The 11,551-nt window shown below is 66.3% G+C and carries 8 protein-coding genes; 3 read left to right on the plus strand and 5 right to left on the minus strand.

Annotated elements, in window-relative coordinates; translation table 11 throughout:
* Positions 1-129: 129 nt before the first annotated feature.
* Genes AB4089_RS18680 through AB4089_RS18695 form a run of 4 tightly spaced genes read right to left on the minus strand, consistent with a single transcriptional unit; the run spans position 130 to position 5,316 of the window.
* Entirely contained in the window at positions 130-969 is an 840-nt protein-coding gene (locus AB4089_RS18680; protein WP_441410766.1) for an ABC transporter ATP-binding protein, read from the minus strand.
* The gene (locus AB4089_RS18685) at positions 966-2,618 is read right to left on the minus strand and encodes a dipeptide/oligopeptide/nickel ABC transporter permease/ATP-binding protein (protein ID WP_441410767.1); all 1,653 of its coding nucleotides are present in this window, start codon (positions 2,616-2,618) and stop codon (positions 966-968) included. Before AB4089_RS18685 ends, AB4089_RS18680 begins: the two co-directional genes overlap by 4 nt.
* A gap of 31 nt (positions 2,619-2,649) precedes the next feature.
* Positions 2,650-3,681, minus strand: coding sequence for an ABC transporter permease (locus AB4089_RS18690; protein WP_441410768.1), 1,032 nt, complete (start codon positions 3,679-3,681; stop codon positions 2,650-2,652).
* A 15-nt stretch (positions 3,682-3,696) separates the two neighbouring features.
* The gene (locus tag AB4089_RS18695; RefSeq protein WP_441410769.1) at positions 3,697-5,316 is read right to left on the minus strand and encodes an ABC transporter substrate-binding protein; all 1,620 of its coding nucleotides are present in this window, start codon (positions 5,314-5,316) and stop codon (positions 3,697-3,699) included.
* Between the two features lie 287 nt (positions 5,317-5,603).
* Here AB4089_RS18695 and AB4089_RS18700 point away from each other — a divergent pair, with 287 nt between their 5' ends.
* Complete coding sequence (locus AB4089_RS18700; RefSeq protein WP_441410770.1) at positions 5,604-7,187, plus strand: amidohydrolase; 1,584 nt, start codon at positions 5,604-5,606, stop codon at positions 7,185-7,187.
* A gap of 128 nt (positions 7,188-7,315) precedes the next feature.
* Here AB4089_RS18700 and AB4089_RS18705 read toward each other — a convergent pair whose 3' ends face one another.
* Positions 7,316-8,644 carry an MFS transporter gene (locus AB4089_RS18705; protein ID WP_441410771.1) on the minus strand — a complete coding sequence of 443 codons (1,329 nt, stop codon included), beginning with the start codon at positions 8,642-8,644 and terminating at the stop codon, positions 7,316-7,318.
* 126 nt (positions 8,645-8,770) lie between these two features.
* On the opposite strand from AB4089_RS18705, the gene AB4089_RS18710 reads away from it, so the two are divergent.
* Together AB4089_RS18710 and AB4089_RS18715 are read left to right on the plus strand one after the other, a co-directional pair.
* Positions 8,771-9,688 (plus strand): LysR family transcriptional regulator, encoded by a 918-nt coding sequence (locus AB4089_RS18710; RefSeq protein ID WP_441410772.1) that lies wholly within the window; start codon positions 8,771-8,773, stop codon positions 9,686-9,688.
* 114 nt (positions 9,689-9,802) lie between these two features.
* Positions 9,803-11,479, plus strand: coding sequence for an amidohydrolase (locus tag AB4089_RS18715; RefSeq protein ID WP_441410773.1), 1,677 nt, complete (start codon positions 9,803-9,805; stop codon positions 11,477-11,479).
* Positions 11,480-11,551: the final 72 nt, after the last annotated feature.

Genomic DNA, 11,551 nt, shown 5'->3' on the forward strand with positions numbered 1-11,551 from the left:
CGAATGAACGGGTGATCCACAAAAACGTGGTTTGGCTTCTTTCGAGTATGTGAGCTGCACTACCTGCCGTCCATGACCAATATTGCAGGAATAGCATGCCGTCGCGGCATAGATCAGTCGCTGGCGCCCTCAGTCGAGGGCGAAGCCGGGTGAGCCGGGGACGGAGGCGAGGAGCTTCCTGGTGTAGTCGTGTTGCGGGTCCCGGTAGACGGTGTCGATGGGGCCCTGTTCCACGATGCGGCCTTGGAACATGACCACCACTTCGTCGCAGACCTGCTGGACGACGGCGAGGTTGTGCGAGATGAACAGCATGGCGCTATCCACGGTGCCGCGCATGTCCTGGAGCAGCCGGATGACGTCGGCCTGGACTGAAACGTCCAGGGCAGAGGTGATTTCGTCCGCGATGACGAGTTTGGGCTCGAGCATGAGGGCCCGGGCGATCGCGATCCGCTGGCGTTGCCCGCCGGAAAACTCGTGCGGATACCGGGTGGCGGCGGACGGGTCGAGTTTGACGCGTTCCAGTGCGGCCGCGATGGCGTCCCGATGCTCTCGGGGGTCCGCGCCGTGCGGATCGAGCGCTTCGGCCAGGGTCTGCCCTGTGGTTCGGCGCGGGCTGAGCGAGGAGTAAGGGTCCTGAGGGATGTACTGGACTTCGCGGCGCATCTGCTGCCGGCGCTTGCCCTGCATACGGGTGAAGTCCTCGTTGCCGATGAAGATTTCGCCGCTGTTCGGTTTGTTGATGCCCACGAGGGTCTTGCCGAGGGTTGATTTCCCTGAGCCTGATTCACCGACCAGCCCCACCACGGAGCGGGCGGGGACGGCGAGCGTCACGTCCTTGAGCACGTGGGCGGCGCCGAAGCYGACGTCGAGGTTGCGGACGGACGCGGCCAGCGGAACGTCGGTTCCGCTTGGTTGAAAGCCGGCCCCGGGCCCTCCCGGGACATTGAGAACATCTGCGTGTGCGTTCATGACGTGAGAACTCCAGGATTTTCCGGAACCGGGCCGCGATCCAGAACCGGGATGGCGGCCAGCAGTGCCTTGGTGTAGGGGTGGTGGACATCTCGGGCGGCCAGTTGGGTGGACGTCAGCCGCTCGACGATTTCGCCGGACTTCATCACCAGGATGGTGTCGCAGAGTGCTTCCACAACACCGAGGTCATGGGAGATGAACAGCATGGCGGTTCCCTGCTCCCGGCGGATGCGGCGAAATTGCCGCAGGACTTCTGCCTGGACGGTGACGTCGAGCGCCGTCGTGGGCTCATCGGCGACGATCAACTTGGGCGAAGTGACAATCGAGGCAGCGATCATGGCCCGCTGGCGCATGCCGCCGGAGAGCTCATGCGGGTGCTGCCGAAGCCGGCGGGCGGGCTCAGTGATGTTCACGCTGGCCAGCGCCTGAGTGATGACGTGGCATGCCTGGGCGCCTCCCATGCCCAGGTGGGTACGGAGCACCTCGGTGAGCTGGGAACCCATCCGCAGGGCTGGGTTGAACGTGGTTCCCGGATCTTGATAAACGATGCTGATGTCTCTGGCCAAGCGTGACGGGTCGGGCTCAGCCAGCATGTTCATGTTGTCCACGCGCAGCAGGTCTACCTCCACCGTCAAGCCTTCGGTGGGCAGCCCTGCGATGGCCATGGCCGTGAGGGACTTCCCGGAACCTGATTCGCCTACCAAAGCCAGCACTTCACCGGGATCGATACTCAACGAGATGCCCTTCACGAGGTCGGGCCCGCCGGGGAAACCAATCTTCAGGTTCTCGACCCGCACGAGTGCACGGTCCGACGCCGGGACCGCCACCGAGCGGTTCTGGTGGACCACCCGGCGGAAGAAGCTCCGCTTGGCGCGGGGATCGGCGTCGGCCGCCAGCGCGTCGCCGATCAGCATGACCGAGAGCCCGGTCAGGGCGATCATGACAGAGGGGCCGACGGCCTCGACCGGCTGGGTGTACAGGGCCCCGAGGCTGTCGTTCAGGAGCCGGCCGAAGTCGTAGTCCGGGGACTGCACACCGAGCCCGATGAAGGACAACGCGGAGATTTCCACCAGGGAGAGCGCGAACACCGTGGCGGACAGGATCAGCAGGGGCTCGGCCATGTTCGGCAGCATGTGCCGTACCGCGATGCGGACCGGGCTGACGCCGAGGAGGCGCGCTGTGACCACATAGTCGCTGCTGGACACCGAGGAGGCCAGATTGGCCGTGATCCGGGCGAAACCGGGAATGCCTGCGATGCCGATCGCGACGACGGCGGAAGAGACACCGGGTTCCAGCACGGCGGCGATCACCAGCGCGAAGATCAGGCTGGGGTACGCCACGGCGGTCTCGAGGACGCGCAGGGCGGCCTCGCGGACACGCCGGCCCGAGAGCCAGATGGCCAGGCCGATCAGGATGCCGGAGACCGCCGTAATAGCCGCGGCACTGGCGGTCATGAGCAGGGTCAGCCGGGTCGCCACGAGGGCGCGTGCCAGCAGGTCCCGGCCGAAGTCATCTGTGCCCAGCCAGTGTGCGGTGCTGGGTCCCTGGGCGGCGTCGGGGGTCAGCTGTTCGGCCGCCTGCTTCAAGGTCAATGGTGCAATGACGGCGATGAGAATCAGTGCGAGCATCAGCGCGGTGCCCGTTGCCATGGCGGGAGTCCAGAACTCCCGGCTCCTAAACCTAGACGTCATTGGAGGTTCCTCCGAGGTTGCGGGGGTCGATGATGGCCAGGATCAGGTCCACCAGAATGATGATGAGGGTGGCCAGAAGCCCGAGAACAAGGATGATTCCCCGGATCACGGGATAGTCGCGCTGCAGGATCGCGTTAACGATCCCCTGCCCCAGCCCGGGCCACGCAAAGACGGTTTCGATGACCACGGCGCCGCCGAGCTGTGCGGCGAGGATGAGTCCCGAGAGCGTCAGCGTGGTGGTGAGCAGGTTGGGCAGGACGTAGCGGGCATGCGTGCGCAGGGCGCCCAGCCGCCAGCCTCGGGCGGTCCGGATGTAGTCCTTGTCCAGGACCACGGCGGTTTCGCGCCGCACAATCCGGGAGATGACGCAGATCGGGCCCAACATGAGGGCCGCGGTAGGAAGCACCAGCGAGTTCAGGGTCGCCGCCCCCGCGGCCGGTAGCCATCGAAGGGTCACGGCAAACACCACCACGAGCAGTGTTGCCACCACGTACTGCGGAATCGAGTAGATGAGGCTGGTCAGGAAGTTGAACCCGGCATCCAGCCACCGGTTCCGCCCGCCGCGGGTGAGGATGGCCACCGCCATGCCCAGCGGCACGGAAACGAGCAGGACCAGGGCAATGGCCAGCAGGGCGATCTCGGCGGTGAACGGGAATCGAGTGAAGATCAGGGTGGAGACGCTCTCGCCACTGACGAAAGAGGTTCCCAGGTCCAGGCGGAGGACGCCTGAGACATAGTTGAAGAACTGGGTAAGGAGCGGCAGGTCCAGGCCGAGTTCGGCCCGGACATTCGCGATCTGCGCCGGGCTGGCGCCGTCACCGGCGGCGATCACGGCCGGATCGCCCGGGATGAGCGGCACGATCAGGAACGTCACGACGGTGAGTACCGCGAACGAGAGCAGCAGCCCGCTGAGCCGGCGCAGCGAGAACCGGGCCCACGGATGGCGGATGAGGCGGCGTCCCGCACTCCCGGCATTAACACCGGGAGTGCGGGAAGCTTCAGCAATGCTTGAAGAAGTCATGAGCTGTTTTCCGCGCTACTTCGTGATCCGCATGGTGCTCTCGTCCGGCTGGCCATTCATGGTGTGCATGGCGAAACCGGACCGGATGGTCACCTGCGAGGGAAGGCTGGCCAGCGGGATCACGTGTGCTTCGCCGATCATGATCTTCTGGGCTTCCTGGTAGGTCCCGCAACGTTCGGCGTCGTCGGTCTGGGTCATGGCTTTGGCCACGAGGTCCAGGACGGGCTGGTTCTCCAGGCCGCCCCAGTTGAGGCCGCCCTTTTCCACCGGTGTGCCGATGACAGTGGAAAGTGCGCCGTACATGGTGCCCCCGGCGTTGATACCGCCCATAACGGTGACGTCCCAGGTGTCGAGCTTCTGGGTCAGGTCGGTGCTCCACGTGGCGAGGTCCACGTTGCGCAGTTCAATGTCAGCACCGGCTGCCCGGAGGGCTTCGGCGACATAGGTGTTGGCTGCACCATTGGGGCCGAAGATCTGCGCGCCGACCATGCGGATCTTGACGCCGGCGAGGGACTTCTGCGCGGCTGCAGGGTCCGTCTTGATGAGCAGGCCGGTGTCCTTGTTGGAGCACGGCACGCCCGGGTGGGCGAAGGAGGAATAGATTTCGCCGAGACCGCCCGAAGCTGCCTGGTTGAAGGCCGTGACGTTCAGCGCCTCGGCCAGGGCTTTGCGCAGGGCCGGATCGGTGAACGGATGGCCGGGCCGCTCATTGAACATCATGTACAGGCTGCCCTGCGGGATGACCTGGGTGCTGAAGTCCTTGTTGCCGTCGAAGCGGGTGGTGTCTTTGCCGCGGATGTTGGCGATATCCTTCGTGCCCGTCAGGAGCTCATTGGAGATGGCGCTGGCGTTGGCGTTGACGCTGGCCTCGATGGTCTTGGCGGGAGTGCCCTCGATCTTGGTTTCGTATGCCGGCCAGGTCTTGTAGTCGTCCCGGAGCGCGAACGTGTATGCCACGCCATGCTGCTTCTTGCTCAGGGTGTACGGCCCCGAGAACGCGCCGGCAACGTCCCCAGTGGTCAGAGCCTTGGGGTCTTTGAGTCCGGCAGGGCAGACGATGCCGGTGGCGTGCAGGCTCATGCCCTGCAGGAGGTCGGTCCACGGCTGGGCGAGCTTGACAGTGACGGTGCCGGCGGCGTCGTCGGCCGTGATTGTGGCGGGGCCATCACCGAGGACGAGGGGGCGGAAGCTGGACTTGCTGTCCGGGGCAGCGAACACCTTGAGGGATTCGGCCACGACGCCGGCGGTAATGGGGGTGCCGTCGGAGCAGGTGGCGCCGCCGCGAATGGTGAACGTTCCCTGGGTGGGGGTGATGTCCCACTTGCTGGCCAGGTCGGAGACGATCTTGTTGTTCTCGTCGCGGCGCACCAGCGTGGAGAACAGGAGACGGTTGACGGCGTAATCGTCAGCGTTGCGGACCTCGACCGGCGCAAAGCTGGTGGGGTCGGCGCTCAGCACCGTACGGATTGTGTCGGTGGAGATCTGGCCGACCGCGGCGGCGCCCGGGCCGGTTCCGCCGCCAGTGGTACAGCCGGTGGCAGCGACGGCGATAACCGCAGCTGCGGCGGCCAAGGGAGCGAGCCTGCGTCCGCGGCGGGCGGAGATGCCTGCCGCTGACTGGTGGTTCTGGGTCACGAGTGGTCCTTCGATTGGTCCGATGCGGGTACGGGTGCTGCCTGCAATAGCTGAGGCGAACACCTGCTGATCGAGTATGTGATCCATCTCTCAGAACGTCTAAGACTCATTTTGTAGATATTCGATGCCTCTAAGGCATAGACCGCGGCGTTCTGCGGGCAGGCGCGGGGCGGCCACGCCGGGGCGCCCGCGCGGACCGGAAATAGCTGCTCCTCCGGCACCTCATATGACTCGATTGTTGCGGGGGCCGGGGCGGTATTCCGAAAACGCGCCCGTACCCTGATTGCGTGACCCCCACCCTCTTCGCCAACGCCACGTTCCATACCCTCAATCCGAAGCAGCCACGCGCCGGGGCCCTCCTGGTGGAGGACGGCGTCATCGTGGCAGCCGGCTCCGCAGCAGAACTCCAAGCCCATGTACCCGCGGGTACGAAGACCCTCGATTTGGACAACGCCGTAGTCATTCCAGGGCTGACGGATGCTCACATCCACACGGCGAGCCTGGCCCGGTCCATGCACGAGGTCGACCTGCGGCAGGCCGGGAGCCTGGCGGAAGCGCTGGCCGGCGTCGGTGCCGTGCGGCCGCGCTACAGGGATGGCGAGTGGATTTTCGGCGGCTGGTGGGACTTCAACAAGTGGCAGGTCCCGGTCCAGCCGGACCGCACCGGTCTGGATGCCGTCTGCCCGCGAAACCCCGTGGCCCTGACCAGCGCGGACGGCCACACGGTGTGGGCCAACTCGCAGGCGCTGCAGCTATTGGGCATTACCCGGACGACGCCGGATCCCGCGGGCGGTGAAATCGTCCGCGACGAACACGGCGAAGCCACCGGGATCCTGCGCGAGAGCGCCGTATACCCGGTCCGGAAACTCGCCGCATCGGGGGTCTCGGGAAATCTCCCGGATCAACTGCGGGAGGCCCAGCGGTACCTGTTGTCCCTGGGCCTGACCGGCGTCCACGACATCGACGGCGCTGACGCCCTGGACGCCTACAGGGCCCTCCGCGCCGAGGGCGCACTGGCCCTGCGCGTCCACAAACTGCTGGCCCAGGACGATCTGGAGGCCTCCATCGGTGCCGGAATTCGGACCGGACAGGGCGACCGCTGGATCCGGCACGGCGCCGTGAAGATTTTCGCCGACGGCGCGGCCGGCTCCCACACCTGCCATATGAGCGAGCCGTTTCCGGGTGGCAGCAGCCACGGCATGGAGGTGACCGCATACCCCGACCTGCTGGGACTGGCCAACCGGGCAGCCGCCGCGGGAATCGCCGTCGCCGTCCACGCCATCGGTGACCGCGCCAACCACCTGGTGCTGAACGCCCTGGCCGAAATTCGGGACACCACCGCCCGGCACGGCCTGCGTCACCGGATCGAGCACGTCCAGTTTCTGCAGCCCGCGGATGTTCCGCGGCTGGCCGCCCTCGGCGTCGTGGCGTCCATGCAGCCCCAGCACTGCCCCAGCGACCTGCCCATCCTCGGCATGGTGGAGGGCCGGGGCCTGGCGTCCTACGCCTGGCGGAGCCTTCTGGATGCCGGGGCCACCGTCGCCTTCGGCTCGGACTCCCCCGTGGAACTTCCCAACCCGTTCCACGGGCTTCATGCCGCCATCACGCGGACAACGGCTGAAGGGGAGCCCGACGGCGGATGGGAACCCCGGGAGCGGATCTCACTGGAGGAGGCCCTCCACGCGTACTGCGTCGCCCCGTCCTACGCCTCGGGCGAGGAAGCCGTCAAGGGAACGCTAAGCCCCGGGATGCTGGCCGACTTTGCCGTGCTGGACACCGATATCTTCGCGGCAGGCGCCGCCGAGATCCGGGCGACGAAGGTCCGGATGACCGTCACCGACGGGCTCGTCCGGTACAGGAACGAGGACTGACCAGAGCCCGCTGAAAAGGACCGCGCGGGAAGCCAGTACTCTCCGAAGCAACAACCTCAGGACAACACAACACCCCCGCAAACAGGCTGCGGGGGTGTTGTCGTTACGGGTGGACCGACGGCGGGCGGCTAGTTGCCGCTGGCGGGCACCTTGGACGTCGCGATGGCGCCGCCGAGTGAGATCAGGCCGATGACCACCAGGAGTGTGGCCGGTCCCCAGGACGCGTTCCCGGACAAGGACAGGAAGACCGTGGCCAGCGCCGGCATGAATCCTGCGACAACCGCAGACAGGTTAGCCGACAGCCCCATACCCGTGTACTTGACCTGCGCCGGGAAGAGCCGGTCGATCAGGGCACCGATGATGGCATAGGTGATGGCACAGGGACCGAATGCCAGCACCATGGCCACGATGATCATCCCGGGATCCCTGGTGTCAACGAGCCAGAAGATAGGAAACGCCAGGGCYATGAAAATGGAGTAGCCGATGATGCCCACGCGGGCGGCCCCGAAGCGGTCGGCAAGGCGTCCGGCAACGACTGTCATGACCATCTGGGCGACGGCACCGATTGTCATGGCGGTGAGGATCACCGCGGACGGCAGGCCCAGCACCCGGGTCACGTAGCTGATCATGAAGGTGGTCAAGATGAAGAAGCCGGCGTTGCCCACCAGATAGGTGCAGACACCGATCGCCAGCCTCCCCTTGAACTTGCGGAACAGCTCAATGACGGGAGCCTTCTTGGTCCCGTCACTTGCCTTGAGTTCCTGGAACTCCGGAGTTTCCTCCACGTTCCAGCGGAGCCAGAGCGCCACGGCTACCAGGATGATGGAGGCAATGAACGGCAGCCGCCAGCCCCACGCCATGAAGTCTTCCTTGGGCAGCAGGGCAACCAGGGTGATGGCACCGGTGGAGAGCAACGTGCCAACCGGTGAGCCAAGCTGCACCAGGGCCGCGTACAGCCCGCGGCGCTTCGCGGGTGCATATTCAATGGCCATGAGGGTGGCGCCGCCCCATTCGCCGCCGGTGGCAACACCCTGGACCGCCCGCAGCAGCGTCAGCAGGATCGGGGCGACGACCCCCGCGGTCGCATAGGTGGGCAAGAGGCCCATGAGGGTGGACGCGGCGCCCATGAGCATCACGGTCGCGACCAGCGCGCCGCGCCGGCCGTACTTGTCACCGACGTGGCCAAAGATGATCGCACCGACGGGCCGGGCAACAAAGGCCGCGCTGAAACTCAGGAAGGCCGAGACGGTGGAGGCCACGGGGTCGGCACTGGGGAAGAACAGCGGTGCGAAGACGATTGCGGCCGTAGTTCCGAACAGGAAGAAGTCATACCACTCAAGGGCGGTGCCGATGAAGGCTGCGGCCACAACCTTTCCGGGGCTGGACGGTCCCGGCCCGATAGCTGCCTTTACGGCACCTGCCGGGGCGGCAGTGGATTGTGATGTTGGAGTTGTCATGGGTGGATCCCTCGGCTGGATAGTTCAATGTTCAATGGGTTCTGACCATGACCGTACTGCGGGCCTGTGCATACCCGCCAATACTTCTTCTTGCATTTGTATATGCCGAAAGGGCATGCTTTCCCCATGAACCTACGCCGCTTGCAGTACTTTCTGGCAGTTGTGGACGCCGGCACCGTCACTGCTGCGGCGGAACGGATCCACATTGCCCAGCCGGCCCTCAGCCGGCAGATCAAGACCCTGGAAAATGAGCTCAAACTGCGCCTGTTTGAGGCGCAGGGCAACAAGCTCGCGCTCACGCCCGCCGGCCGGGCCTTCATTCCGGCCGCCCGCCGCCTCATGCTGGAGACGCAGAGCCTGGAAGATGCCGCGGATGCGCTGCGGACAGGACGGGTCGCCACGCTCGTGGCTGCCGCCACCGCAGCCTCCGTCCGGGGCTTCCTGGCACCCTACATCGCCACCACCGGCCCGGAGGATCCGCTGATTATCACGCGCGAAACCAGCCACTTCGCCATTGCCGAGGCCCTCCTGCACGGCAGCGACTTCGCTGTCTCCCCGGCGCCGCCGGAGCCGGGCCTGGCCACCATGCCGCTGGGCAGCATCCCGCTGACCGCCTACGTCGCGGCGGACCACGCATGGGCGCGGGACGGGGTGTCCGAGCTCCCGCTATCGGCCCTGTGCGGCCAGCATGCCATCCTGCCCTCACACCAGAGCGTCAGCCGCTACATTCTCGACGACGCCCTCAACCAGGCCCACCTAAGCTTCCGCCGGGTCTCCGAGTGTGACGACGGGCAGACCATCATGGCACTGGCGGCGGCCGGGCACGGCATCGGGGTGACCACCGACCTGCCCGCCTATGGCACCCACCCGATTCGAATCCTGGCGGGCAGTAACGGTCAGCCGGGACATGCCCTCCGGCTGCCACTGCACACGGCCTGGATCCCCGGGCACTTCGCCGAGGAATCCATCCGGGCGGTGGCCGTCCGCCTGCGGAGGTTCCTGAACAGGCAGGGCGCGATCATTGAGGACGAGTCGAAAGCCTAGAGGATGATGCCCGTTTGGCATTGACTATCAACCAAATAGACATTAGACAGCATGAAAACGGACTCCGATACTGGATGGAACGCAATGATGCATCCATAGAATCGGGAGAAATGCATGCTCTTGGACGTGCTCTACACCAACGGATCGTTTTACACCCAGGACGCCCGGCGTCCGCGGGCCCACAGCGTGGGCGTCCATGATGGACGCATCATCAGCCTCGATGACGAACTGCCCAGTTCCCTCTTCCGCGACGTCCACGATCTGGGGGGCGCCGCCGTCGTGCCGGGGTTCAATGACGCGCACTGCCATCTCAGCTATGTGGGGCAGGCGCTGGTCCAGGCCGATGTCCGCTCCTCCGTGTGCGTAAATATGGACGAGTTGCTGGCCACGGTGGGGCGCGCTTGCGCAGCAGCACCGCCAGGAGCGTGGGTCCAGGGCGCAGGGTACGACCAGAACTACCTCGGCAACCAGCACCCGACTGCGGATCAGTTGGACGCGGTAAGCCACGGCCACCCCGTGTGGCTGATGCACAACTCCCGACACATGGGCGTGGCCAATACGGCCGCCTTCGAGCGGGCCGGCTACCCCGACCGCCGTAACGTCACCGCGCCCGACGGCGGCGCCGCACCCGCCGATGCCGACGGCAGGGCCATCGGGCTGCTTCAGGAGACGGCCCGGGCTCTGGTCATGGATGCCATTCCCGCGCCAAGTGTGGACGACGTCGCCGCGATGGTTGGCGCGGGCAGCGCCGCGCTGCTGAAACTGGGGGTCACCAGCATCACCGAGCCGGGGCTGGGCGCCCCGCAGCACATCGGCCACAGCCTGTCCGACCTGGCCGGCTACCAGGCTGCGCGCGATGCCGGGATGCTGGGCGTGCGCGCCACGGTGATGCCCTACCTCACCACCCTGCACGGGCTGGGCGACGAGTCCGGTCCGGGCGGCCAGGCTGGCGCCGGCCCTGTTGCCCGCATGGGCCTGGATCTGGGCATGCGGACGGGGTTCGGCGACGAATGGCTCCGGCTGGGCCCGGCCAAGATCCTGTCCGACGGCTCGCTGATCGGCCGCAGCGCCTTCATGTGCTGCGACTACCAGCACGACGCCGGGGCGGAGAAGGGCAACCGCGGTCTGCTCCAGTTCCCCGCCGTGGAACTGCGGCGGCGGATCATCGGCGCGCACCGTGCCGGCTGGCAGGTGGCCACCCACGCCATCGGCGACGCCGCACTGGACGTTGTGCTGGACATTTTCGAGGAGGCCCAGAGCCTCTACCCGCGGCCGGACGCACGGCACCGGATCGAGCACGTGAACGTTGCCGGCGATGCGCAGATCCGGCGGCTGGCTTCATTGGGCCTCATCCCCGTGCCGCAGGGCCGCTTCATCAATGAACTCGGCGACGGCGCAGCTCGGGCGCTGGGGCCCGAACGGACGCGACTGTCCTACCGCGTGAAGGCCCTGCTCGACGCCGGGATCGAGATCCCCGCCAGCACCGACGCGCCCGTGGTCTCCGGGGATCCCATCCTGAACGTCCATGACCTCGTGAACCGCCGGACCTCCTCCGGCGCGGAATTTGTGCCCGAGGAGCGCATCACCGTCGCCCAGGCCGTGCGCGCCTACACCGTGGGCAGCGCACACGCCGCACATGAGGACCACTACAAGGGCACGCTCTCCCACGGCATGCTCGCGGACTTCGTTGCCCTGTCCGAGGACATCTATGAGGTTCCGGCCGACGCCATCTGCGACGTTCGGGTCACGGCTACGGTCGTCGACGGCAAGTTGGCCTGCGGCAGCCTTTAAGCAAGCACTGCCCACCACTAAGCCCATGGGCCACCCAGTGCCATCTACATGCTTTTTAGTTATATATTTTGA

It is taken from the genome of Arthrobacter sp. 2MCAF15 (assembly GCF_052115605.1).
GTDB lineage: Bacteria > Actinomycetota > Actinomycetes > Actinomycetales > Micrococcaceae > Arthrobacter.